The following is a 26371-nucleotide window of genomic DNA, read 5'->3' on the forward strand; positions in this document are numbered from 1 at the left end:
GAGAGGCGAGGAGATTTGAGCAAGGATACAAACCAGAGTCCGGTGGACAATGAAAATAAAAAAATGATCATCATTGATGGAAACAGTCTGTTAAATCGAGCGTTCTATGCACTGCCCCCTTTAAAAACCAAGGATGGTAGACACACCAATGCCATTTACGGTTTTTTAACCATGACTTTTCGGATGTTGGAAGAACACGATCCAAGCTACTTGGCGGTTGCCTTTGACCTGAAAAAACCCACATTCCGTCATAAGGAGTATAAGGATTATAAGGCGGGGCGAAAAAAAATGCCGCCGGAGTTACGACAGCAAATTGAACCCTTAAAAGACATTTTGGATGCACTGAATGTGTACCGCATAGAAATTGAAGGCTTTGAAGCTGACGATATCATCGGTACCGTGGTAACCCAGGGAGAGGAACAGGGGATTGAAACCTTAGTGGTTACCGGGGATAAGGATGCTCTGCAACTGGCATCACAGACAACGAAAATTGTCTTTACCAAACGGGGAATATCCAACATAGAAATTTACGACGCCGACAAAGTAAAGGAGGAAACCGGGGTTAGTCCCAAAACCTTTATAGATTTGAAGGGGCTTATGGGGGACAGTTCCGATAATATCCCGGGGATCCCCGGGGTAGGAGAAAAAACCGCTCTAAAACTGCTACAGGAATTCGGATCCGTGGAGAACCTCATCGCGAATATGGATCAAATATCCGGGGAGAAACTGCGGGAAAAAGTGGAAAAAAACCAGGAAAAAGCGGTGCTCAGTAAGCGCCTGGCTACCATCGTTCGAACCATGCCGATGGATATTGACTTTTCTAAGCTGAAAAGAAGAAAAATTCATCGGGAAGAGGCAGTAGCAGCCTTTAAGGACTACGAGTTTCACAGTTTGATGAAAAAAATCCGTGAAGATGAGGACTCTGCCGGGGAAGAGGACGGGATCAAGGCCTTGAAAGAAGTCTCGAATACCTCCCGGGACCTCTGGGTTCTTCAGGTGAAGGAGGACAAGAATTTTAAGCAGTTACAAAAGGGGATCAATGAGTACTTGAAAACCTCGAAGGAGTTGGGGATTTTCTCCTTTACAAAGGGAGAAGCTTTAACCAAGGATGACATTTTAGCCCTGAGCATGGTAACTAAGGAGAACAAACTATATGTTATAGATTTGCAGGCCTTGGATTCAGAGCTGAAAGAAGCTTTCTGGCAATGGTTTAGGGATCTTACAAACAAGGAGGATGTAGGGTTTGTCGCTCACAATATGAAAAAGGAAATCCTTCATTTGAAGAATCATAGCATTAACCTAAACTATGTGGTCTTTGACACAATGATTGCCGAATACTTAATAAATCCCAACAAATCCGGATATGATCTGGAAGATCTGGTTTTGGAATACACGGGGGCCAATATTAAAAGCAAAGAAACCTTTTTAGGTAAGGGCAAAAAACAAGTTTCTTTTACAGACTTAGAGGAATCGGAGTTTGTCTCCTATTTAACCGACCGAGTGCAGTATCTGTTTTCACTTAAGGAATTAATGGAAGAAAAAATAGAGGAATATGACCTTAAGGAGCTTCAGGAAACGGTGGAAGTGCCGTTGATTGAAGTGCTGGCAGGTATGGAATATCAAGGGATCCTGGCGGATCGGGAACTGCTGTTGGAACTGCAGGAGAAGTATGAAGAAAAGATAGACAAGTTAACAAAAACCATTTATAATTTAGCAGGGGAGTCTTTTAACATCAACTCTCCCAAACAACTGGGAAATATTTTGTTTGATAAGCTGGACCTGCCCCCGATCAAAAAGACGAAAACCGGCTATTCCACCAATGTGGAAGTGTTGGAAAAACTTAAGGATAAACATGAAATTATTGAGAAAATTTTAGAATACCGTCAGATCACGAAGCTGAAAAACACCTATATCGACGGATTATTAAAAATCATTAATCCCAGTACAAAGCGGATCCATTCCCACTTTATGCAAACCGTGGCCTCCACAGGAAGGATTTCCAGTACAGAGCCAAACCTTCAAAACATCCCCATCCGTTTGGAAATGGGAAGACAACTTCGGAAAGTTTTTGTGGCCAAGGAGGGCGCTTCCTTTATTGCTGCGGACTACTCTCAAATCGAACTTCGGGTACTGGCCCATATGTCCGGGGATGAAAACCTGATTAACGCCTTTTTGCGGGACGAGGATATCCATACCCGTACGGCGGCGGAAATCTTCGATGTGGATTTTAATGAAGTCACCTCTCAGATGCGAAGCAACGCTAAGGCGGTAAATTTCGGAATTGTCTACGGGATCAGTGATTACGGCTTGTCGGAAAACCTGGGAATCTCCAGAAAAAAAGCGCAGAAGTATATTGATAATTATTTTAAGAAATACCCTAAGGTAAAAAGCTATATGGACAGTACGGTGGCCTTTGCAAAGGAAAAGGGTTATGTTACCACTTTACTGAATCGCCGCCGGTACTTGCCGGATATTCACGCAAGGAATTTTAATCTTCGCTCCTTTGCGGAACGTACAGCCATGAATACACCGATACAGGGGAGCGCCGCAGATATTATTAAAATTGCAATGATACAGGTATACAAAAAGCTGGAAGAACAGAACATGGAAGCGAACCTGCTGCTTCAGGTTCATGATGAGCTGATTGTTGAAGCACCAGAAAAGGAAGTCGATCAGGTAAAAGAGATCATACGCAGTTCCATGGAAGAAGCCATGGAATTAAAAGTGCATTTAAAGATCGATATGTCCCAAGGGAAAAGCTGGTACGACCTAAAATAGAAAACAGGTGATGAAATGTTCAAAACCATAGGATTAACCGGCAGTATTGCCACGGGGAAAAGCACGGCATCTAAATTTCTTCAGGAACTGGGTTGTACCGTTATTGACGGGGATGTGATTGCCCGGGAAGTGGTGGAGGATCGCCGGGTACTGAAAACAATTGAAGAGGCCTTCGGAAATGAGGTTCTGGACGGGGAGGGGAAACTTCGTCGGAAAAAACTGGGAGAACAGGTTTTTAATAATGAGGATGCTCTAAAAAAGCTCAATGAAATAACCCATCCCGCCATTCGAAGTCGGATCAAGGACCGTCTGAAAGCCTTAAGAACTGTAGCGGGAGAAAACAAAAATCTCCACTGTGTAGCTATTGATGGGGCACTGTTGATTGAAATGAACCTTCACCGATGGGTGGATGAGGTATGGGTGGTTGCTCTTCCGGAAAAAGAGCAGATAGCACGCTTAATGGCCAGAGACGGAATAAGCGAATCCGATGCGAGAAAAAGAATCGAGGCACAAATGTCCACGGAGGAAAAAATCAAGTATGCGGATGTGGTTTTGGATAACACCGGAGATCCGAAGTACTTACAAGTGCAGATTAAAAATGAAATGGATCGACTGAAGCATCAATAAAAGAATATAAACGGAATTCCGATCTATCAGAACATAGAAAATTGGGGTAAAGAATAAGGGGGAGAAGAATTGAAAAAAAAACTGACAATGATTTTTATGACACTACTACTGATCACATTTCTGACGGCATGCGATGAGGAAGCACCGGAGGAAGAGTCAGAAGAGGAAGCAACGGAACAGGAAGAAACGGGGGAAGTGGAAGCAGATTACGGAGGAACTTTACGACTGGCGGTACCAGAGGTAGCTCACGGGAATCCGATTTATCAGAATCCCGAAGAGCTGTATCATATTCAGCAACTGATTTTTGAGAGTCTGGTAACCTTCGATGAGGATCAGTCAGTTATCGGTGAAATCGCCAAGGACTGGAATTTTTCCGAGGATGGTCAGGTGGTGGAAATAGAGCTTCACTCCGATGTAACCTGGCATGACGGTGAACCCTTAAGGGCGGAGGATATTATCTTTACCGTGGACATCATTAAAAATGCACCGGAGGAAATGATCAATCATCGGATATACCAAAACAGTATCAAGCATATTTCCTTTATCAGAGAACTGGAGGATGGAAAGATTAAAATCAGCTTTACCAGACCCTTTAGCAATGCTATGGAAGCCTTAACTTTTCCGGTCCTGCCAAAACACTTGCTGGAAGAAAATCCGGAATTATTACAGGGAGAGGACTTTCCATGGATCGGTACCGGTGCCTATATGCTCGATGACCGGGACTCGGAAGGTTTTACCTTGAAGAAGTATGATGAACATAATCGTAAAGATCCATATATTGAAGAAGTGCATGTTCTTGTGGAAGGGGACTACGAAGAGAGAAAACGACTGTTTGAAGAGGATGAGTTGGATCTTTTCCGAAGTACGTACTTAAATCCAGAAAGTCATGACAATGTAGAAGAAGAACAGGTACATGGATTTTCAACCAATCATTTGGAGTACCTCGCCTTTAACTACCAACAGGATACGGTAATATCTCAAAGTGCGGAGTTGCGAGGGATCCTTAACCAGGTAATTAACCGGGAACAGTTGATAGAGGAGATTTACTTTGGATTTGCCACGGAAGCCACCACTCCTATTCATCCTGAACATTGGCTTTACAGTGAGGACTCTTCTACGGAAGAAGCCTTTGAAAATGAGGAATTTCAAGGGATCATGGAGGATCATGGTTATGAAAAAAGTGATGAGAATCTTTGGGTCGATAATAACGGAGACAGTATTACTCTTGAAATCCTAGTGAAGGAAAACCACCCACCGAGAGTAATGGCGGCGGAAATTCTTAAAGAACAAATGGGACAATTGGGCTTTGAAATAACCTTGGTCGCCGAAGATTCAGCCGGTATTGAGCAGCGTTTGGATGAAGGGGATTTTGACCTGTATTTTGGTTCCTGGGACCTGGGATATTTACCGGATCTGTCCTTTGCTTTTCACTCGGATTTTGCAGGACGGACAAATTTTATGAACTACAAAAATGAAGAAGTTGATGAAATTCTTGAGGAGGCTTTTAGAGCTCCGGATCAGGAAGAGAAAAAAGCACAGTTCGAGGAGCTGCAAAAAGCTCTAAAGGAAGAACAACCGATCATCAGCCTATACTTTTTAAAAGATACTTATATTTCTGGGGAGGCTCTTCATGGTGAATTAGCTCCCAGAGCAAGCCATATTTTTGCAAATCTTGAAAACTGGTTTGTTGAAACGGAGTAAATCTTCCGCAGAACTTGCAGCTGGTTGTTGACAAGGAGCTCATTTCATTTTATAATAGGATAGTGTTTGAAAAGCGGGGGTGCTGGAATAGGCAGACAGGCATGTTTGAGGGACATGTGCGTTAATCGTGTGTGGGTTCGAACCCCATCCCCCGCACCAAAGCATCATTCAATAATTCAAAAATAAAACCTTTAGACATATACCCCAGAGGAGTGTTTAAAGGTTTTTTGCTATAATGCAGTGTTTATAAGTTTTGCCGGGCGAAGGATTATTGGCTAGGTTCGCTGGTCCAGCAAAACTCCGTGTTCCCTGTCGAGATCGAAAGTTTGGTATCCTGAGAGGTTTTTGAGATCCAGTGTAACGGTTTTGAATAGGTCGGTCAATTTTTGTAACAGATTTGCCTTATGGGTTATCAGAAATCGAAGTTTCTCAGGATGGTAAAAATAATTCGAACGAAAAATCCAGGGAGAAAATCTGCAGGTGTAATCATCTTCCAGGGTGATTCCCAGAAACCCAAGGAAATGCTGTTCCTGCAGAAGAAACCGGATAATTTCAGGGGAAAGCAGGATGTTGCTTTCTTCTTCAGCGGTTCGAAGGTTTATCATGGTCTGGTTATATTCTCGGCTAAGGAGTTCAAGGACTTTTATCAGATTATCGAGATGCATTTTTTTTTCGGTGCTTATATTTCTAAGAATTTTAGAGAGTTTAGAAAGACGGTTGCTTTGGGTATAATAATTGGTATAGGCTTCTTCAAATCGATGGAGATGGTCGTAGAAGGTATCGGAATAATAAAGATAATTCCCGTCGGAGTAAAAAGGATTGTTTTCAGTCTTTCGAACCGGAGACACCCCATCCACGGTAGAAGCACCACTTACTACGGTTTGACGATGTACATAGAGATTATGGATATGTCTTTTATTAATGGAAGATACTTTACTCATGCTAATTCCTCCTTTAAGGGTATATACCCTTAAAGGAGGAACCTTAAATATTTAATTGATAAGGGCAATAAAATTTTCAACAAACAGGAAACCCCTTGAAGTAAAAGTATGGAACTTTTACTTATTTAAAATTTACATGATTATAGTAGGAAGATCATAGAGAGGAGAATCATTGTGATTCCAAAAATACAGAGCCCTATGGCTCATCGCTTAAAAGAATTAGACTTTTTATCGGAAGAGGCGATCCCTAAACAAGTAGAAAAGAAAAGTCGGCTGTTTTCCAAAGGAGAAGTGAAGGTTTTTAAAGGGAAGCATATCGAAAAGTTCTCTACCTTAAAACTCAAGGGACTGAATATCTATGGATATGAATACGGCATTTGTTATCCGAGGAATCGGTGTTATCCGATATTTATTTATCAGTGTATCTACGTTCCCAAACGGGCGGTGGTAACCGTTAATTATGCTTATCATGATTTGGAGGGAACCGGGAATATACCGGGTATTGAAGAACTTTTAGCTTTAGATGAAAAATTGGCAGAGGAAAGACTGTATAAAATCGTCAAGCCCCAGCATTTCTTAGTGGATGAATTGATCGAAAACACTTACAACGGCATGGTGAATACCGAATATGTAGAAGCGGGATTTGAAGATATTATAGTACTTTTTAAACAATGGTACCAAGGGCTGATGAAAAATTATAACTGCCTTCCCGAGGAGAGCGAAGAATTTTGTCTGTGGAAGAGTCATTTTAAGGATAAGTTTTACACAAAGGACTATGGCTATGTCGTAACAAAGCGTTACTTAGGGAAAAATTGGACCGATAAGGTTTTTAAAGAGTATTTACGTTAGTGCTCCTGTTTTACATGGGGTTCGTTTCCGGGTTATTTCCCGATATTTTCAGGGATAAAGGGCGCGGTGGGAGACCAGAGCTCCACCCCGTTGCTTTTTAGTAGAATGGTGCCATGGATATCAGTGCGGTACAGGTCGGAAGAAAAATAAAGCAGGCGTTCTATCGTTTCCTTATGGGGATGCCCATAAGGATTTTCTTTGCCACAGGAGATGATGGACACCCTTGGGGCAACGGCTTCTAAAAAAGGGGCAGTGCTGGATGTGCTGCTACCGTGATGAGGAACTTTTAGGACATCCGCAGAAAGTGTTTCAAGAGGGTAGCCCTGAAGCAATGCAGATTCTGCAGCAGATTCAATATCCCCGGTGAAAAGAAAACCGTGATTTTTGTAGGTCATTTTTAACACAACGCTCCAATTATTTAAGTGATCCTGAAAATCCAGGTGAGGCCCTAAAAATTCCAAGGTAAGGTTTTCTTCAAAGGTATAGGCCTCAGGGGATGGGACAGGAATCAGGGGGACGTTTTTCTCTTCGATGGTATGAAGAAGGTCTTCAAAAGTTTGGGTGGTGTGGGATACGGGCGGAAGAAGGATCATATCCGCAGGAAAATGTTCTAAAATAATTCCAAGACCACCGATGTGATCAGAATGAGGATGGGTTCCCACAACCATATGTAGATGCTTCACTCCCTGGTTTTGCAAATAACCCTTTACGTATTCCCCTTGATTTCTCTCGCCTCCGTCAATCAGGATATTTTGATTGCCGGGGGTTTGTATTAAAATGCTGTCTCCCTGGTCTACGTCAATATAATGGACCCGTAAAAGGGATGCATCTTCCCCGGAGAAAACATTGAAAAAAAATAAAAAAGACGTTATGATTAATAGCAGAAATAAGAAGAAGAAAATCGGGCTTTGGAAAATTTTGGCGCGGGTTTTTTGCAGACCCATAGGATCATTCCTTTCTTTGGAATATAACAGGGTATTCAACAGGGTGAAAAGTAAGTTATCAAAGTGTTAAAGGACAGTTCGACTTCTATAAAAGTATTATAGCATAAAACCTTAAAATATAGGGAAAAACAGGATTTTCACTAAAAAATACAGACAGTGAGAAAAATATTAAACTTACCGCAAGAGGATACAAGAAGTATCGTGATGTTTGATGTGAGAGGAGTACGAAATTTGAAAATACAGGGATTTTTTTTGAATAAAAAGCGAAGGGCCGATTTCATTGATAAATATTTGCATGAAACCCCGGGACAGAAAGAGATAGAAGGTACGAAACCTCGTCAAAGGGAAGGGGTTTTCTTGATTAAGTTACAACATTCCCATAAAGGGGTACCGGGATACTGGTTGCAGATCCGATTTGAAGAAGGTGAAAAAGGAGAAACACTATACCGGGAAATCAAAGAAATTTTTACGAAGGAAAAGGTTGCTGAAGAGGTATTTTATCCCCAAAAGCCCATGGAAATCCGTAAGTTAATCATAAAATGGCACCAAAAATATGAGCTTGATTCTGCCGAGACTTCCGTGGATAAATGGAAAGTTTTTTACCGGGAGATTCGCAACCATTTTGACCGGAATCGGGTCATGGAAGCTTATGTGGGTTTGAATCTGATTTTAAAACATCATCCGGAATTTTTGAAAAAGTATCGCCGTTACGGCCTTTATGAAGAAATAGCTCTTTATTACGAAGAACAGGGAGAGGTTAAAAAAGCGGAAAAAGCCATAAAAAAACCTCTTTATCTGAATATTAAGTCCGAAGAACCCTATTTAAACCTCTGTGCATTCTATATGATCCACGGAATGGAAGAAAAGGCTTATAAAATCGGAAAATTCGCATTGAAAAAATATCCGAAAAACGTTTTTGTTGTTTGCAATCAAGCGGTAATTTTAGCCACGCTGGATGATTATGATCGAGCATTGGAAATCCTAGGAGATGCTGAAAGAGAAGGAATCACCGACCCTTTATTGTATAAAACCAAAGGAGAGCTGTTATCGGATTTGGAGCGGGATTTAGAAGCCATTCGATTCTTCAAAAGAGGACTGAAAAAAACAAACAAAGGAGATAAAACCTTAAGGATTGAATTACTCAGTGATTTAGGGGAAAGCTACGTGCATTTGAAAGAGTTTGAAAAAGCGGTAAAGACCTATGAAAAAATTATCAGAGAGGACCCCAAGGATCTTTATCACCTTCTTCGATTAGTAGGAACTTATTTTTATGAGCTGAAAGATTACGATCAGGCCTTAAAATACGGGGAAATTATGATTAAGGAGGAACCGGGAATGTCCTCTTATCATTACCTTTTAGGACTCATTCGTATGGAGAAGAGTGATTTGGAACTTGCCCAGTGGCATCTGTATAAAGCGAAGCAATTAATGCCTTCTCATCCTCTTATTGAGGAAGAACTTCGGGAGTTAAGGTCCCGAAGAAAATCACAACGAAAGCCGAAGGGCAAGCATTCGAACATAGAGAAATAAGAACTGATCACAATACAAGGAGGAAATTATGATTAAAAAGATAATGGTATGGACTCTATTGTTTACTATCTTAACCACTTCCTTCGCCTTAGGGGCTGAAGACTTGTCAAAATCCCAGGAACCGATGGCAGCAGCACCGGTGGAAGATTTTCCTGAGGTTCAGGAAGAGGTTGGGGAACCCACGGATGCCCGGGCGGTAATCCGGGAGGCTGAGGTTAATCCCGCCAGGGATGAGGAGTTTGGTGCCGGCACTTATATTCAGGAAGTAACCCTGGAGATCACTTCGGGAGACTTAGAAGGGGAAGTTTTTGAAGTGGATAACATTTTGATGGGGAATCCTGTATATGATATGGAAGTGGAAGCAGGGGATCGTGTGATGGTAGGCATCGAAGGGACTCCGGAAGAGGTTCAGGAAGTTCATATTAAAGAATATGTTCGGGATACCTACCTTTACCTGATCATTGGGATATTTCTCATACTTCTTTTAGTTATCGGAAGGGTTAAAGGACTAAAGTCTGTTATTACCATCGGGCTTACCCTGTTTTTAATCATAAAACTTTTGATTCCCGGAATTCTTCAAGGATACAGCCCGATTTTGTTGGCGGTGCTGATCTCCGTGGTGGTTACCTTGATTACGATTTTTATCATTTCAGGATTTAATATTAAAAGCATCTCTGCTATTGTGGGGATTCTCGGTGGAGTGTTTATCGCAGGAATCATCACTCTTTGGATTGGTTCCAGCGCTCAGTTAACGGGGTTTTCTTCGGAGGAAGCTCTAATGCTTTTATATATTCCCCAAGATGTGGAATTTAATGTGCGAGGCCTCCTGTTCGCCGGAATTATTATCGGGTCCCTGGGAGCGGTGATGGACGTGGGAATGTCCATTGCATCTTCCTTGCAGGAAGTAAAAAATGCCAACCCGGAAATTGCAAGAAAGGATTTGATGCGGGCCGGCTTTAATGTGGGAAGGGATATCATGGGGACTATGGCAAATACCTTGATTTTAGCCTATACCGGAAGTGCTATTCCCTTATTGATTCTATTCACGGCCTATGAACCCTCCATTACGGAGATTATCAACTTAGATATTATTGCAACGGAGATTGTTCGAGCCCTCGCCGGAAGTATCGGGCTGATTATGACGGTGCCTCTCACTGTATTTACCGGAACCTTTTTATTTGAGCGATACAAATAAATTGAAAGGAAGGTACTATGGTTCTTGTACCGGAAGGAAACCTTCGGTTTTGGGAACTATAAAAAAACATGAAGAATAGGGATGGTTTGGAAGTTAAAAGATTGTTTATTCCTCTGTTTTTCGCTCTGATGGCAGGGATGATTGGTAATCATTACGGTTTGGAAAAACATGAGATGATTATAGGCGCTATGGCAATAACTTGCTTCGTTGTGGTCGTCGTAATTACAGTTGCAACATTTACGGGCGTAGATTTCGGGAGAAAGCTTATAAGCAAGAGCTTTTTCCTGCTGATCGCCCTGTCATTTCTGTTAATCGGTCATCAACTGTATAGCCATCATGTTGAAAAAGATCCGCTGGCCTTTTTTACAGAGCAGGACTCAATAGCCTTAGAGGCCTATGTGGAAAGGGTAAGGGAAAGAGACTTTGCTACGGACTATGAAGTCTTCAGTCCATTGTTGATCATCAATGGGGAGGAAGTATCTTTTCGGGAAAGGCAGACCCTAAGAATTTACGGTATCGATCATGGGTATAACAGTGGGGATCGAATACAAATTCACAGCCCGGTGGTGGAGGCGGTTTCTTCCGCTAGACCGCCGGACAGTTCCTATGATCTGTACTTAAAAAGTCGAGGAATTCATAATCGGCTACAGGCCTCGCCGTCCCAGGTAGAGCTGCTTTCAAAGGATGGTTTTTATCACCAGGGATTTTTTCCGGAGAACCGACGAAGGGCCTTGAACTTTATGGATCACTCCTTGCAGGAACCCCAAAACCAGTTGATGAAAAGTGTCCTTTTGGGGAATCAAGGGTTTCTAGAAGAGGATTTACGGGAGGCCTTTGCCCAAACCGGAACTGCCCATATTATCGCAGTATCGGGTCTTCATGTGGGTATTTTAGTGATTGTCTTCACTCTGTTTTTCAGGGCATTGGGGATTGGTAAACAGCTTTATTTATGGATGATCCTTGGAATTTTATTTCTTTATGGGTATTTAATCGCCTTTCCCATTTCCATGGTCCGTGCCGGGATGATGTATGGGCTTTATATCCTGGCATTTTATCAACACCGTCCCTACGATGGGTTGCATGCCTTGGCTGTAGTAGGGATCATTTCATTATTCGTTAACCCTCTGGCCCTGTTTACCGTTTCCTTTCAACTGTCCTTTACTGCCACCGCAAGTATCCTTCTTTTGTATTCGAAGTTCGATAAAGGACTGAGTTTTTTGCCTAAGCTTCTAAGAAGTTTAGTAGCGGTAACTTTGGCGGCCCAATTGGGAACATTGCCCTTAATGGCCTACTATTTCGGTCAGATATCAATCATCTCCATCGGAGCCAATCTTCTTTTAATGCCTACCATGGGAATGCTATTAAGCCTTGGGATTACAGGGGTTTTTCTAGGGCTTATCATAGAGCCCTTAGGAATGGCGGTAAATGTTTTTACTAACGGATTGCTGACCTATCAAATTGCTTTAGTAAGATTTCTTCAAAAAATCCCCGGCGCCTTTATGGAAATAGGAACATTCCATTTTGGCTGGGTGATTGGGTATTACATAATAATTGTAAGCATATACTTATATATAGAAAAGAGGGGTTTCGATTATGATATGGAAAGAATTCAAAAAACACCTGCAGCAGGATAATATTGCCTCCTTATATTTATTTACCGGAGGGGAGAAATACCTGATCGATTTAGCATACAAAACCCTGGAAAAAAAACTGATTGATCCGAATTTCAAGGCTCTTAACCTGACCATCTTTCATGATAAGGATTTTGATTTGGCAAAGTTTCAAGATGCCGTGGAAACCCTTCCCTTTATGGCGGAAAAAAGGCTGGTGGTGGTGAAGGATCCCCTGTTTTTAGGAACACAGAAAAAGGGAACTTCTAAAGAAGAGGAAGAACGAGTGCTGGAGGTCATCCATAATTTGCCTCCGGCGGTCTGTGTGATTTTTTTATCCTCCAAGGTAGATGCCCGAAAGAAGTTGGTAAAAACCATCAAGAAACAGGGCGAATATTTTCAATTTGATCCCTTACAGGAGAGTGAACTGCTCCGTTGGATTAAAGGTAAGATGAACAAGGAAAAAATTGAGGTGGAAAAAAGCACATTGAATTACTTTGTAGCAAATATGGACTATCTCGGAAGAAACCGGACCAAAACTTTGTTTGATGTGGAAAATGAAGTAAATAAATTGATTCATTATACGAGAAACAGAGGGCGGGTCACCCAAAAGGATATTGATCTAATTACTTCCAAAAGCTTTGAAAATGATATTTTTAAGGTCATGGATGCTGTGGAGAAGAAAAACAAAAGAGAAGCCCTGAAGCAGATGGAGGAACTGATTTATCAAGGGGAGCCGGTACTGAAAATTCTTGCCACTCTGAGTAATCAGATGAAGAATGTCTTAAAGGTGAAAGAGCTCTCGGGTAAAGGCTACACCTCTAAAGTCATTGCAAAACGTATTGGCATCCACCCCTTTGTGGCTACAAAAAGTTTAAAGCAGAGTCGAAACTATTCGGGAAAGCAACTGATTGGTTTTATCAATTACATCACAGATATCGATGCGAAAATTAAAAGTGGACAGATTGAGGATCTTTTGGGAATAGAACTAATTGTAATGGATCTTTGTAAGTAAAAGAGCCAAATAAAAAAGCATACCCGTGGGTATGCTTATTTTATAGGAAACCGAGACACGGTTTTTTTGTGGGGGGAATATTATACAGCACGGTTGAACTTTTTTGTTAATCTTGATACTTTTCGAGAAGCTTTAGCTTTGTGGTAAACACCCTTTGACGCTGCTTTGTCAAACTTTTTCTCAATTGAGTGAAGTTTTTCCTTTGCAGTATCCATGTCGTTACCTTCTAGAGCTCTTTCAAAAGCCTTGATGGTCTTTTTTAGATCATCTTTGATTAACTTGTTACGAGCTGTTTTCTTTTGGATTACTTTAATTCTTTTTTGTGCTGATTTAATATTTGCCATAATCTTTCACCCCCTTACAGGCTGTTAACATATAGATTTTATCAAATAAGTCATGGGAATGCAACCATTAATCATGAAATCTTTTCACAGACACGGGAAAATTACTATAAACCCCGGTGAGAATATGTTATAATCGTTTAAGATTAAAGAATAAAAGGAGGATCATCATGGCAAGTGTTCGACAAGATCGTATACGTAATTTTTCTATTATCGCCCATATCGACCATGGTAAATCTACCCTGGCGGACCGACTGATTGAAAAAACCGGCCTAATTGCCGAGCGAGATATGCAGGAGCAATTATTGGATAACATGGAACTGGAACGGGAGCGGGGCATTACCATTAAGCTTCAGACCATTCGCTTGCTCTATACCGCCAATGACGGCCTGGAGTATTCCCTAAATTTGATTGATACCCCGGGACATGTGGACTTTACCTATGAGGTATCGAGAAGCCTTGCAGCTTGTGAAGGGGCTATTTTAGTAGTGGACGCCGCCCAGGGGATTGAAGCCCAGACTTTGGCCAATGTGTATTTAGCCTTAGACCAGGACTTGGAAATCATTCCGGTTATTAATAAAATCGACCTTCCTGGAGCTCGTATCGAAGAAGTGAAAAAAGAAATTGAAGAGATTCTGGGGATTGACGCCAGTGAGGCCCCGTTGATTTCGGCGAAAAACGGAATCAATATTGAGGATGTGCTAGAGGCGATTGTCACGAAAATTGCCCCCCCGAAGGATGATGAGACGAAGCCGTTAAAATCTTTGGTTTTCGATTCTTTCTATGACAATTATAAAGGGGTAATTGCTTATGTCCGAGTTTATGAAGGAAAGATAAAAAAGGGCATGAATATCAAAATGATGGCCACGGGAAAAAGTTTCGAGGTCAATGAAGTGGGGGTGTTCTCTCCGAACCCTGTAGCCTTACCGGAGCTTCAGGCGGGAGATGTAGGCTACGTAACTGCAAGTATCAAAGATGTTCGATACTGTCGGGTGGGGGATACCATTACGGAAACCCAACGGGAAACGGAAAATCCGTTACCAGGATATAAAAAATCAACCCCTATGGTCTATTGTGGCATTTATCCTGCGGAAGGGGAAAAGTATGAAAATGTTCGGGATGCTCTTGAAAAATTACAAGTAAACGATGCTTCCCTTGTTTTTGAAGCGGAAACCTCCGCGGCCCTAGGGTTCGGATTTCGATGTGGCTTCCTCGGTCTCCTTCATATGGAGATCATCCAGGAGCGGTTGATCCGGGAGTTTGACTTAGACGTAATTACTACAGCCCCAAGCGTTATTTACCGGGTGACTAAAACCGACGATGAAGTGGTAATGATCCAGAATCCGGCGAACTTACCGGAGCCTCAGGAAATTCGAATGATTGAAGAACCCATTGTAAAGGCCAGCATCATGGTGCCCAATGATTATGTGGGCCAGGTAATGGAGCTCTGTCAAAACCGACGAGGAACAATGCTGGACATGGAATACATTGAAGACACCCGAGTGGTGATTAACTACCATCTTCCGTTAAATGAAGTAATCTATGACTTTTTTGATGCTCTAAAGTCCAAAACCCGGGGCTACGGATCTCTGGATTATGAGTTTAAAAATTATCAGGAGTCCAATCTTGTGAAGCTGGATATTTTAATCAATCATGAGCAGGTGGACGCCCTATCCTTTATTGTGCACCGAAGTACGGCGGAGACCCGAGGTCGAGGCATGTGTGAGAAGCTGAAGGATGAAATTCCACGACATCAGTTCGCGGTACCGATTCAAGCCTCCATCGGCACAAAAGTGGTGGCCAGAGAGACGGTGCGGGCCCTTCGTAAAGACGTAACCTCTAAGTGTTACGGAGGAGATATTTCCCGTAAGAAAAAGCTTTTAGAGAAGCAAAAAGAAGGAAAGAAGCGAATGCGACAAGTGGGTAATGTGGAAGTTCCCCAAAAAGCCTTTATGTCCGTATTAAAGCTGGATGATTAATCGGGATTTTAAAAGCACCAAGTAAAGCAGAGAAAAGCTATATAAAGACTAAAGCCCGTTAAGGCTAAAAGCTAGCAGCGCAATGTTGCTAGTTTTTTTGGGAAAGGTAGTGAAAAGATGAAAAAACTCAGCCTATATATCCATATTCCTTTTTGTAAAAAGAAATGTCACTACTGCGATTTTCGTTCTTTTCAGAACTGCGGCAGGGATGATATCCAAGAATACATGGAGGATCTGAGTAAAGAAATCGATTTATATCGGCATCTTGGGAAAGTCTATGTGATAGATACCTTGTTTATCGGCGGAGGCACTCCTAGTATGGTGCCCGTGGAAGGGATTGCAAAAATCATGAAACAGTTACGGAGGGTTTTTCCTTTTAGTGAAGACCCAGAGATTTCCATTGAAGGAAATCCCGATACTCTCAGCTATGATAAGATGGCCCGCTACTATGATCTTGGGATCCATCGCCTCAGTATGGGACTGCAAAGTGAGAATCGTGAGTTATTAAAAACAATAGGACGGATTCACAGTGCTGAGGACTTTTTAGCAAGTCTTGAAAATGCACGAAAAATAGGCTATGAAAACATCAATGGGGATTTAATGTTCGGTCTACCAGGACAGAGGCTGAAAACCTTTCAAAATACTTTGCAGTGGGTGGTGAATCTTAATATTCCTCATATTTCTGCTTATGGTCTGATCATCAATGAGGAAACAGAGCTAGCCAGGAGAATTAACCATGGGGTACTTCCCGAACCGGATGAAGACCTGGAAGTGGATATGTATGACTTTCTTCGAAAATTTCTTCCAAAGAAGGGGTATCAACATTACGAAATTTCAAATTTCGCAAAACCCGGATTTCAGTGTCGGCATAATCGCACCTATTGGGAAAACCGAGAATACCTCGGCCTTGGTCTTGGAGCACATTCCAGTATAGGAAACCGTCGTTTTTTCAATGCCGAAGATTTCGACAGTTATCACCGGATGATTCAAGCAGAAGAAAAACCTCTTGCAGGGGAAGAATTATTATCGGATCGGGAGCGGTTGAAGGAATCATTAATGCTGGGTCTGCGTCTTAGGGAAGGAATCGATATGGATTATTTGGAGGAGCGATACAAAACTCCGGTGGATGATACGGTGAAACAGAAGCTCCGGGGGTTTGAAAAAAAAGAACTTATACAAACCCGTGAAGGGCGCTTAAGACTTACTTCAAAGGGCCTTTATTTATCCAATTCCGTATTTCGAGAGATCTTGGATTAATTTTCAGCAAAGCCCTTGACAAAGGATCTCCTTCGTGATAATTTAGTGTCATAATAATTAGCACTCAGCGAAAGTGAGTGCTAATAATTGAGGTGGCAACTATGGAATTAAGTGAAAGAAAGCTTAAAATTCTTCAAGCGATCATTACAGATTATATTGAAACCGCAGAGCCCGTAGGCTCTAGAACCCTGTCTCGAAAATACGATTTAGGTGTCAGTGCGGCCACAATTCGTAATGAAATGTCAGAAATGGAAGAAGAAGGCTATCTAAAACAATTACACACCTCTTCCGGCAGAGTCCCCAGCGACAAAGCATATAGACTGTATGTGGACAAACTGATGGAGTCGAGGATTCTTGCAAAAATCCAGCGGGAAGCTCTGCGTGAAAATCTTATGCAAAAGTTTCATGAAGTACAAAATCTGTTAAAGCACAGTGCAGAATATTTATCGGAATTAACGGATTATACCTCTATAGCCATGGCGGAAAAAACCAAGGAAAACCGGATTAAGCACCTCCAACTGGTCCCAGTGGATGAAGAAAGGATCTTAGTGGTGTTAATTATGGATACCGGTTTGGTGAAGAACACGTTATTGCGGATCGGACAAAATCTAGAGCCTCAGGAACTGCAAAAAATTTCCAATTTCTTAAATCAACACTTGCAGGGAATGGAAATTCGAAAAGTTTCCCGGCTGGTCATTGAAAAAATCCAGCGGGAACTGTATGAGTATCGAAGGGCGATTGAGCTGATTTTGCTCCATTTGCAAGAAGTGGTAAAAGAAGTGGAACAGATAGATGTATTCTTTAGCGGGACCACAAATATTTTTAACTTCCCCGAGTTTAACGATATCGTAAAAGCCCGTTCCTTTCTGGCTATGTTAGAGGAAAAAGAATTGATCAAGAATCTTTTGTCCCTACCGGATCAAGAGGGCCTTCGGGTTTCCATCGGAAAGGAAAACCTGTATGATATTGCTCAGGAATGCAGTCTAGTAACCACCACCTATAAAATTGATAATCGCACCATTGGACATCTAAGCGTTATCGGTCCTACCCGGATGGATTATTCTAAGGTGGTATCCATTATGTATCAATTGAATAAGCAGTTAAATGATTTACTAAGAGATAAATATTAACCAAATATTAGGTAAGGCAGGTGTTTAATGATGTTTAAAAAGTCTAACGAAGAAAAGGAGTCCAGAAAAAACTCCGAAAAAGCTCAAGGGGAAGATACTCAAAAGCATAAGGAGGATTCCTCAGATAATGAAGAAATTCTTGAAGAACAAGGGGAAGAGACTCTGAAAACTCCTCAGGAGATCCAGGAAGAACAACAGGAGCGGATCCGGGAATTGGAACTTGCGCTGAAAAAAGAGCAAGAAGAGGCTCTTCAGTATTGTGAAGCACTGAAGCGTCAACAGGCGGAGTTTTCCAATTATAAAAAACGTATGGATCGAGAACGGGAAAAGGACCGAAAGTTTGCTGTAAAGGAGTTTGCCTTAGACCTGTTACAGGTGGTGGACAATTTGGAACGCGCCCTTGATTCTCAAGACTCAGAAGAGAGCACAGAGATGTATAAAGGACTGGAACTGGTATTGAAGCAGTTTAAAGATGTGCTGAAGAAGAACTCCATTGAGGAAGAATATCCTCTTCATGAACCCTATGATATGGATTTTCATGAAGTGATTCTAAAGGAAGAAAGTGAAGAGCATGAACCGGATACGGTGGTTGAAGTGCTTCAAAAAGGATACAAAATCCATGGAAAGATCCTTCGACCGGCTATGGTTAAGGTTGCTAAGTGAAGTATTACTTAGTTTAAATAATAAATCTTAAAATTCAAGAACTCTATGCAACACTCCGGACAGCATCCGGAAAATAACCAATTTTAGAAAAAGAAAAACAAGGAGGCAGTATAATATGGGAAAAATTATTGGAATCGATTTAGGAACAACAAACTCTTGCGTAGCTGTAATGGAAGGTGGCGAGCCCAAGGTAATTGCAAACTCCGAAGGAAATCGAACCACTCCATCGGTGGTAGCCTTTGGTAAGGACGGTGAGCGAATTGTAGGGGAACCCGCAAAGCGTCAAGCAGTGGCAAATCCTGAAAAAACCGTAGCATCCATCAAAAGACATATGGGTACGGACCATGTGGATAAAATTGATGGAAAGGAACACTCTCCTCAAGATATTTCCGCAATGATTCTACAGAAGTTAAAGGCGGATGCGGAAGCCTATTTAGGAGAAAAAGTAACGGAAGCGGTTATTACTGTACCAGCCTATTTTGAAGATAGTCAACGGCAAGCTACCAAGGATGCAGGAAAGATCGCAGGATTAGAAGTCAAGCGAATCATCAACGAACCTACGGCAGCATCTCTTGCCTATGGTCTTGATAAAGTGGAAGATCAACAAAAAGTAATGGTATATGACCTAGGAGGAGGAACCTTTGACGTATCCATTTTAGAACTCGGTGACGGCGTATTTGAAGTACTGGCTACCCATGGTAATAACACGTTAGGTGGAGATGATTTTGACCAAATGATCATCGACCACGTGGCGGAAGAGTTTAAAAAGCAGGAAGGGGTAGACTTACGGGATGACAAAATGTCCTTGCAACGTCTAAAAGAAGCGGCGGAAAAAGCCAAAAAAGAACTTTCCAGCACCATGACCACCAACATTAACCTTCCCTTTGTTACGGCAACCGCCAGCGGACCCAAACACTTGGATATGGAAATTACCCGGGCGAAGTTTGATGAATTGACTGGTCACTTAGTGGAAAAAACCATTGAGCCGATGAAGAAAGCTCTAAAGGATGCAGATCTTACCGACAGTGACATTGATAAAGTCATCCTTGTGGGAGGATCCACACGTATTCCCGCGGTACAGGCTGCGGTTAAAAAGATTACTCAGAAAGACCCTCATAAAGGGATCAATCCAGATGAGTGTGTAGCTCTGGGAGCTGCTATTCAAGCGGGAGTACTCACGGGAGATGTTAAAGATGTATTGCTTCTGGACGTTACGCCTTTATCTCTTGGAATCGAAACCTTGGGCGGAGTATTTACTCAGTTAATTGAACGAAACACTACCATCCCTACAAAGAAAAGCCAGGTATTCTCTACCGCAGCGGATAATCAAACCGCAGTGGACATTCATGTACTGCAAGGGGAACGACAAATGGCAGCGGATAACTCTACCCTAGGTCGATTCCAGTTGACGGATATTCCACCAGCGCCACGGGGTGTACCGCAAATTGAAGTAACCTTTGATATTGATGCCAACGGAATTGTAAACGTATCAGCTAAGGACCTTGGAACCGGTAAAGAGCAAAAAATCACCATTACTGCCTCCACTAACCTCTCAGAAGATGAAGTGGAACAAAAGATTAAGGAAGCGGAGAAGTTTGAAGAAGAAGACAAGAAGAAAAAAGAAGCCATTGAAACAAAAAATCAAGCGGATTCCTTAATCTATCAAATTGAAAAAGGTCTTGAGGAAGCAAAGGATAAGATCAGTGAGGAAGAAAAAGCTCAAGTAGAGCAAGAACTGGAAAAACTTAAGAAAGCCAAGGAAGACGACAATGTAGAAGAAATGAAAGCTACCATTGAAAGCGTAAACGAGGCTTTCCACAATGTTTCTCAGAAGATGTATCAAGATGCTCAGCAACAAGGTGATGCCCAAGGTCAAGAAGGCGGAGAACAAGCAGAGGATGACAATGTGGTAGATGCAGAGTACGAAGAAGTGGATGATGAAGAAAAGAGCGACGAAGAAAAGTAAAAGCTGAAAAATAAATGAATACTAAGGGCACCTGCGGGTGCCCTTAGTATTCACGAAGGATGAAGCGCTTTCTGATCACCCTGGAAGTTTTGTGGAGGGGAAAAGGTCGGAATACGTCATCTGAAATATAGAAAGGTGGTGGAAAGGTGAGTAAGCGAGACTACTATGAGGTCCTGGGCGTGGATAAAAATGCCGATGAAAAAGAGATCAAAAAGGCTTATCGGAAGATGGCCATGAAATATCACCCGGACCGAAATCCTGATGATGAGGAAGCTGAAGTGAAATTTCGTGAGGCCAGTGAGGCCTATGAAATCCTCAGTTCGCCGGAAAAACGGCAACGTTATGACCAATTCGGCCATGCGGGAGTGGACCCTCAAGCATCAGCCGGTGGTGGCTTCGGCGGAGGCTTCGGCGGCGGAGGCTTCGACGATATCTTCTCGGATATTTTTGATATGTTTGGCGGCGGTTCCGGAAGATCAAGACGGCAAGGACCGAGAAAAGGTCCGGATATTCAGCAACAGGTAACTGTTACTTTTGAAGAGGCGGCTTTTGGGGTTGAAAAGGAAATTAAGTTTTACCGTCAGGAAAACTGTGAGACCTGCGACGGAAGCGGTGCTAAACCGGGAACGGATTCGAAAAAATGCTCGGAGTGTAACGGGACAGGTGAAGTAAAATATGCTCAAAACACTCCTCTTGGTCAAATCGTGAATGTTAGAACCTGCAACAAATGCGGTGGAGAAGGAAAAATCATCGAAGAAAAATGCAACACCTGCCATGGGAAAGGAAAAGTTCAAAAGGAAAAGAAAATGAAAATAAAAATCCCTGCAGGGGTGGACAACGAATCTGTAATTCCCTTAAGAGGTTACGGAGAGCCGGGAACAAAAGGAGGCCCCCGGGGAGATTTATACATTATCGTAAGGGTAAAACCCCACAGCCTGTTTACTCGGGAAGGGGACAACGTTATTTGTGAAATGCCTATAACCTTCGCCCAAGCAGCTCTTGGAGATGAGCTTGAAGTGCCTACATTGGAAGGGAAGGTAAAATATAAAATGCCGGAAGGCACCCAGAGCGGTACCGTATTTAGGCTTAAAAACAAAGGGATCGTTAATCCCCATGGATACGGAAAAGGAGATCAATATATTCGGGTAACCGTAGAAGTTCCGAAAAAGCTTTCTTCCAAGCAAAAGAATTTACTGAAAGAATTTGCCAAGGAAAGCGGCGAAGAAGTTCACGAACAGCGAAAATCTTTTATTGATAAAGTAAAGGACATGCTTTCCTAGTTAAGGGTTACAGTTTTCGATAAGTGTTTAAACGTAAGTTAGCAATTCTTATGATTTATACCCTGGAGTTCATGGATCCGAATTTTAATGAAAGAAATAGGAAATCACTCCCCAGGAGTGATTTTTCTATAGTTAAAAAAACGTCAGATTTTATAGGAACACTGATTTGGGAGAAACGGACAGCACCGATCATCTAGTTGCGGTTGCCCCCAAGCTTAAAAATCGGTTATAATAGAAGCAAAGACTAAAGAGGATGTGATGAAATGGAATGGATGGAACTAAGCATTAAAACAACAACGGAAGCCACGGAGGCTGTGGCGAATATTCTTTACGATGCAGGGGTAAAGGGACTGGTAATAGAAGACCCTAAGGATTTTGATTTCATCAATCAGGATCAAAGAAGTTGGGATTACGTGGATGAAGAACTCTACACCTTTGACTATGAAGGAGCCTTGATTAAAGGGTATTTGCCAAAAACCGAAGGCGTGGCGGATGAGATTCAATTGATTAAACATTCCATTGCATACCTTCCCCATTACGGTCTGGATATCGGTGAAGGAACTGTGGAAGCGAAGGAAGTAAAGGATGAAGACTGGAGCAATACCTGGAAGCAGTACTATAAACCGACGAGAATCGGAAAAAATATTATTATTAAACCGGAGTGGGAAGACTATGATAAAAAGCCTGAAGATCTTATCATTGAGATGAACCCTGGTATGGCCTTTGGAACCGGTACTCATGAAACCACAACCATGTGTGCGGCGGCTTTGGAAGAAGTGGTAACCAAAGAGGATTTGGTTTTTGATATCGGATGCGGTAGCGGGATATTAGGAATTGCAGCTGCAAAACTTGGAGCAAAGAAAGTTATCGCCGTGGATCTTGATGAGGTAGCCGTAGGAGTGGCCCGGGAAAACGTAAACAAAAATCAGGTGAAGGGTCAAGTGTCCGTGTATCATGGGAACCTGATGGATAACATCGATGAAAAAGGGGATGTAATTTTAGTTAACATCATTGCCGATGTAATCATTACCATGGCTCCGGACTTTCAGCAGTACTTAAAGCCCTCGGGAACATTGATTGCCTCAGGAATTATTTTAGAAAAAATCGAGCCGGTAAAAAAAGCCTTAAAGGCTCATAATATCGAAGTATATCGGACCATTGAAAAAGGAGAATGGGCAGCCCTTTATGGTCGCTTAAGGGAGGATTAGGAATGCATCGGTTCTTTGTAGATAAGTGTCAAGTGCAAGAGGAATCAGCTTACATTACTGGAGAGGATGCAAAACATTTAGAAAAAGTGCTTCGTCTGAAGGTAGGGGATATCATTGAATTAGTGGTGGGAGAAGAATTGGAATATCTGGGGGAAATTACTGTTGTGGAGGGAAAAAGTACTCAAGTAAAACTCTTAGAGCTTAAGCAAGTTCAACGGGAATCTCCCTTGGAAATTACCCTGTATCAAGGCCTACCTAAGGCTTCAAAGATGGAGCTGATCATTCAAAAAGCCGTGGAGCTGGGGATTAAGCGTATTGTTCCCGTGATGAATCAGCGCTCCGTAGTGCAGCTTAAAACAAAAAAGGATCAACAAAAAAAGCAGGAGCGTTGGCAAAAGATTGCCTATGAAGCGGCAAAACAAAGCAAACGAATAAAAGTTCCGGAAATTACGCTACCGATGGAATTTAACCGGGCACTGGATAATTCCTTCGAAGAATTTCAAATAGTGGCCTATGAAGACGAGGAAAAAAAGGGCATAAAGGACTTAACCTTTTTGCATGGAAATAAGGACCAAGAGGTATCACGTGCTACTATTGGTCTATGGGTGGGTCCGGAGGGGGGCTTTGCTGAACAAGAAATTGAAAGCCTTAAAAAGATAGGTGCGAACACCGTAACCCTGGGGCCAAGAATTCTTCGAACGGAAACCGCGGGTCTGGCATTGCTTACCATGGTACAGTACGAAAGTGGCGATTTAGGAGGTTAAAGGATTGAAAAAAGTAGCATTTCACACCTTAGGTTGTAAGGTGAATCAATATGAAACCCATGCGATGATGGAACTCTTTAAAAGTGCGGACTACGACATTGTCACCGACAAAGATTTTGCCGATGTGTATGTGATCAACACCTGTACCGTAACCAATGTAGGGGACCGAAAATCACGACAATTTATTCGTAAGATGAAGAAGCTTAATCCCGACGCCGTTGTGGCGGTGGTCGGTTGTTATGCTCAGGTGGCTCCTGAAGAGGTGGAAGGCTTAGAAGGGGTGGACATTGTTATTGGTACCCACGGACGAAAGGAAATTGTCCGTCTGGTGGAAAACAAGGATGAGGGCCGGGGAAGTCAATTCGTGGAGGATATTATGCAGGTTTATGAATTTGAAGATCTGGCTCTCACGGAGTACGAAGGGAAAACCCGGGCTTTTATAAAAATTCAGGAAGGCTGCAATCAGTATTGTACCTACTGCATCATTCCCTATGCTCGAGGAAACATTCGAAGTCGAAACAAGGAACTGGTTTTGGAGGAAGTGAACCGCCTGGCAGAGGCCGGTTATCGAGAAGTGGTTTTAACAGGAATTCATATCGCATCCTATGGAAAAGATTTGAATGAGGAACATTACTTTTTAGAACTTCTTCAGGAAATCAACGAGGTTCCCGGGATTTTCAGGATTCGTTTAAGCTCCCTGGAGCCAAATTTGATTCGTGAATCCTTTCTTAAAGAACTGCAAAAAGTAAATAAGCTCTGCCCTCATTTCCATCTTTCTCTACAGAGCGGCTCCGATAGGGTGTTGAAGCGGATGAACCGAAAGTATAACCGGGAAGAGTACCAACAGGCGATACAATTGCTCCGACAATACTTTAAAAACCCAGCGCTCACCACGGATGTTATTGTGGGCTTTCCGGGAGAGACGGAAGCGGATTTTTTGGACACCTATGACCTGCTGAATCAATTGGAGTTCTATGAAATCCATGTATTTAAATATTCGCCGAAAAAAGGGACCCCGGCGGCAGAATACAAAGAACAGATTAACGGAAAGACAAAACAGGAACGCAGTGAAAAACTCATCGCTATGGGCGAGCAATTAAAAAAAGGATATATGAAATCTTTTATTGGAAAAAAAGAAGAGGTTTTATTTGAAAGTTATGATCCGGAAGAAAAGCTCAGTACCGGATTTACTTCAAGGTATGTAAAGGTGAAAGGAAAATCCGAAGTGGACTTATCGAAGAAAATGCAACCGGTAAAAATTCTAGATATTCGGGAAGAAAAGAAGGACTTTTTTGCTGAATGTCGAATTGGTATTTAAAAGGAGGTGTTTTCTATGGACTGTATCTTTTGTAAAATTGTAAACAGGGAAATAGATAGCCAGGTGATCTACGAAAATGAACAGGTACTGGCTTTCGAAGATGTAAATCCTCAAGCCCCTACCCATATACTGGTGATACCGAAAAAGCATATCGAAAATATACATGAGATGACCGCTGATGAACAGCAGGAGCTTCTTCCTGAAATTTTTCAAACCATTCAGCAAATTGCTGAGGAGAAGGATCTGGGAAAGGGGTACCGAGTGGTAAACAACTGCAAAGAAAACGGCGGACAAACCGTGAACCACTTGCATTTTCATTTATTAGGTGGCCGTTTTATGCAGTGGCCTCCGGGTTAAGGGGGCAGACTTGTCTACCGGACTTCCCAGCTGCTTAAGCATTGAAAAATTCACTTGCATAAAAAAGAAATGTACGGTATAATAACTAGGTGTTTATCCCACTTGCACAATGGCGAAAACGCTATGGAAAAAGCACATTGGTTGCTATCGGAGGGAGGGTTAATAAATGTCTGAAGTTAAAGTGAACAACAATGAGAGTATTGATAATGCACTCAGAAGGTTTAAAAAAGAATGTTCAAAATCGGGGGTTTTATCGGAAGCTAAAAAGCGAAAGCATTATGAAAAGCCTAGTACAAAGAGAAAGAAAAAGGAAGAGGCTGCAAAGCGAAACAAGAAGCGATATTAGTCTTACGAAGAGGGTGAACCAATGAACCTTAAAGAAAAGCTAACTGTGGATTTAAAAACCGCGATGAAAGAGAAAAACAAGGTTAAAAAAGATGTAATTACCATGATTCGATCCGACATCAAGCAGTGGGAAGTCGACAAACGACAGGATGTTAGCGATGAAGAAGTAATTCAAATTATTTCAAAACAAGTAAAGCAACGTAAAGATTCCATCGAAGACTTTGAAAAAAGCGGGCGAGAAGATTTGGTAGAACAAAACCGAAAAGAAATTGAAATTCTACAAACCTACTTGCCAAAACAACTTACGGAAGAGGAAATTCGAGGTATCGTAAAAGAAGCCATCGAAAAAGTACAACCGGAGTCGAAAAGCGATATGGGGAAAATCATGGGAATGGTTATGCCTCAGGTCAAAGGTCGAGGTGATGGAAAACTTGTAAATAAAATAGTGAATGAAGAATTAAATTTTGAATAATGAGCACACCCAAACCCGGAGAAATCCGGGTTTTATTCATTTTTGTACCAGGGGGTCGGACCTTGTGGTACACTTTTCAATTTTTGTACCACAAGGTCCGA

Annotated in this window: 23 protein-coding genes and 1 tRNA gene; 21 read left to right on the forward strand and 3 right to left on the reverse strand. The window is 42.0% G+C overall.

Features of this window, described 5'->3' with window-relative positions; translation table 11 throughout:
• The first annotated feature begins 15 nt into the window (after window positions 1-15).
• From polA to ISALK_RS05360, 4 genes are all read left to right on the forward strand, one after another.
• Window positions 16-2778 (forward strand): DNA polymerase I, encoded by a 2763-nt coding sequence (gene polA, locus ISALK_RS05345; protein WP_306770697.1) that lies wholly within the window; start codon window positions 16-18, stop codon window positions 2776-2778.
• Window positions 2779-2793: 15 nt separating this feature from the next.
• Window positions 2794-3405, forward strand: a complete 612-nt coding sequence (coaE, locus tag ISALK_RS05350; RefSeq protein ID WP_160719896.1) for a dephospho-CoA kinase — start codon at window positions 2794-2796, stop codon at window positions 3403-3405.
• 69 nt (window positions 3406-3474) lie between these two features.
• Window positions 3475-5106, forward strand: a complete 1632-nt coding sequence (locus ISALK_RS05355) for an ABC transporter substrate-binding protein (RefSeq protein WP_160719900.1) — start codon at window positions 3475-3477, stop codon at window positions 5104-5106.
• Window positions 5107-5179: 73 nt separating this feature from the next.
• A tRNA-Leu gene (locus ISALK_RS05360) sits at window positions 5180-5265 on the forward strand.
• Window positions 5266-5381: 116 nt separating this feature from the next.
• Here the strand turns inward: ISALK_RS05360 and ISALK_RS05365 are convergent.
• Window positions 5382-6047, reverse strand: a complete 666-nt coding sequence (locus tag ISALK_RS05365) for a hypothetical protein (protein WP_160719903.1) — start codon at window positions 6045-6047, stop codon at window positions 5382-5384.
• Between the two features lie 174 nt (window positions 6048-6221).
• Here ISALK_RS05365 and ISALK_RS05370 point away from each other — a divergent pair, with 174 nt between their 5' ends.
• The gene (locus ISALK_RS05370; RefSeq protein WP_160719906.1) at window positions 6222-6896 is read left to right on the forward strand and encodes a hypothetical protein; all 675 of its coding nucleotides are present in this window, start codon (window positions 6222-6224) and stop codon (window positions 6894-6896) included.
• A gap of 32 nt (window positions 6897-6928) precedes the next feature.
• Here ISALK_RS05370 and ISALK_RS05375 read toward each other — a convergent pair whose 3' ends face one another.
• Window positions 6929-7840, reverse strand: coding sequence for a ComEC/Rec2 family competence protein (locus tag ISALK_RS05375; protein ID WP_160719909.1), 912 nt, complete (start codon window positions 7838-7840; stop codon window positions 6929-6931).
• A 231-nt stretch (window positions 7841-8071) separates the two neighbouring features.
• Between ISALK_RS05375 and ISALK_RS05380 the strand changes: the two genes are divergently transcribed.
• From ISALK_RS05380 to holA, 4 genes are all read left to right on the forward strand, one after another.
• Window positions 8072-9370, forward strand: a complete 1299-nt coding sequence (locus tag ISALK_RS05380) for a tetratricopeptide repeat protein (protein WP_160719912.1) — start codon at window positions 8072-8074, stop codon at window positions 9368-9370.
• A gap of 28 nt (window positions 9371-9398) precedes the next feature.
• Window positions 9399-10565, forward strand: coding sequence for a YibE/F family protein (locus ISALK_RS05385; RefSeq protein WP_236660272.1), 1167 nt, complete (start codon window positions 9399-9401; stop codon window positions 10563-10565).
• Window positions 10566-10651: 86 nt separating this feature from the next.
• Window positions 10652-12199, forward strand: a complete 1548-nt coding sequence (locus ISALK_RS05390; RefSeq protein ID WP_160719915.1) for a ComEC/Rec2 family competence protein — start codon at window positions 10652-10654, stop codon at window positions 12197-12199.
• Window positions 12159-13190, forward strand: a complete 1032-nt coding sequence (holA, locus tag ISALK_RS05395) for a DNA polymerase III subunit delta (RefSeq protein WP_160719918.1) — start codon at window positions 12159-12161, stop codon at window positions 13188-13190. Before ISALK_RS05390 ends, holA begins: the two co-directional genes overlap by 41 nt.
• Before the next feature lie 80 nt (window positions 13191-13270).
• On the opposite strand, the gene rpsT is transcribed toward holA, so the two are convergent.
• Complete coding sequence (gene rpsT / locus ISALK_RS05400; protein WP_160719921.1) at window positions 13271-13534, reverse strand: 30S ribosomal protein S20; 264 nt, start codon at window positions 13532-13534, stop codon at window positions 13271-13273.
• A 167-nt stretch (window positions 13535-13701) separates the two neighbouring features.
• Here rpsT and lepA point away from each other — a divergent pair, with 167 nt between their 5' ends.
• The 12 genes from lepA to ISALK_RS05460 all read left to right on the forward strand — a co-directional run bounded on the left by lepA (window position 13702) and on the right by ISALK_RS05460 (window position 26270).
• Window positions 13702-15510 carry a translation elongation factor 4 gene (lepA, locus tag ISALK_RS05405; protein ID WP_160719923.1) on the forward strand — a complete coding sequence of 603 codons (1809 nt, stop codon included), beginning with the start codon at window positions 13702-13704 and terminating at the stop codon, window positions 15508-15510.
• A 117-nt stretch (window positions 15511-15627) separates the two neighbouring features.
• A complete protein-coding gene (gene hemW / locus ISALK_RS05410; RefSeq protein ID WP_160719925.1) occupies window positions 15628-16767 on the forward strand; it encodes a radical SAM family heme chaperone HemW in 1140 nt (379 codons plus the stop codon).
• Between the two features lie 101 nt (window positions 16768-16868).
• Window positions 16869-17897, forward strand: a complete 1029-nt coding sequence (gene hrcA, locus ISALK_RS05415) for a heat-inducible transcriptional repressor HrcA (protein WP_160719927.1) — start codon at window positions 16869-16871, stop codon at window positions 17895-17897.
• A 27-nt stretch (window positions 17898-17924) separates the two neighbouring features.
• The gene (locus ISALK_RS05420) at window positions 17925-18560 is read left to right on the forward strand and encodes a nucleotide exchange factor GrpE (protein WP_160719929.1); all 636 of its coding nucleotides are present in this window, start codon (window positions 17925-17927) and stop codon (window positions 18558-18560) included.
• A gap of 115 nt (window positions 18561-18675) precedes the next feature.
• Window positions 18676-20526, forward strand: coding sequence for a molecular chaperone DnaK (gene dnaK / locus ISALK_RS05425; RefSeq protein ID WP_160719931.1), 1851 nt, complete (start codon window positions 18676-18678; stop codon window positions 20524-20526).
• Between the two features lie 146 nt (window positions 20527-20672).
• A complete protein-coding gene (gene dnaJ, locus ISALK_RS05430; RefSeq protein ID WP_160719933.1) occupies window positions 20673-21806 on the forward strand; it encodes a molecular chaperone DnaJ in 1134 nt (377 codons plus the stop codon).
• Window positions 21807-22069: 263 nt separating this feature from the next.
• On the forward strand, window positions 22070-23014 hold the full coding sequence (gene prmA / locus ISALK_RS05435) for a 50S ribosomal protein L11 methyltransferase (RefSeq protein WP_160719935.1): 945 nt from the start codon (window positions 22070-22072) through the stop codon (window positions 23012-23014).
• Window positions 23015-23016: 2 nt separating this feature from the next.
• Window positions 23017-23778 (forward strand): 16S rRNA (uracil(1498)-N(3))-methyltransferase, encoded by a 762-nt coding sequence (locus ISALK_RS05440; RefSeq protein WP_160719937.1) that lies wholly within the window; start codon window positions 23017-23019, stop codon window positions 23776-23778.
• Between the two features lie 4 nt (window positions 23779-23782).
• On the forward strand, window positions 23783-25096 hold the full coding sequence (gene mtaB / locus ISALK_RS05445; protein ID WP_160719939.1) for a tRNA (N(6)-L-threonylcarbamoyladenosine(37)-C(2))-methylthiotransferase MtaB: 1314 nt from the start codon (window positions 23783-23785) through the stop codon (window positions 25094-25096).
• Between the two features lie 15 nt (window positions 25097-25111).
• Window positions 25112-25453, forward strand: coding sequence for a histidine triad nucleotide-binding protein (locus ISALK_RS05450; protein WP_160719943.1), 342 nt, complete (start codon window positions 25112-25114; stop codon window positions 25451-25453).
• A gap of 166 nt (window positions 25454-25619) precedes the next feature.
• A complete protein-coding gene (gene rpsU, locus ISALK_RS05455) occupies window positions 25620-25799 on the forward strand; it encodes a 30S ribosomal protein S21 (protein ID WP_160719946.1) in 180 nt (59 codons plus the stop codon).
• 21 nt (window positions 25800-25820) lie between these two features.
• A complete protein-coding gene (locus ISALK_RS05460) occupies window positions 25821-26270 on the forward strand; it encodes a GatB/YqeY domain-containing protein (RefSeq protein WP_160719949.1) in 450 nt (149 codons plus the stop codon).
• Window positions 26271-26371 lie beyond the last annotated feature (101 nt).

This window comes from Isachenkonia alkalipeptolytica (assembly GCF_009910325.1).
Lineage (GTDB): Bacteria > Bacillota > Clostridia > Peptostreptococcales > T1SED10-28 > Isachenkonia > Isachenkonia alkalipeptolytica.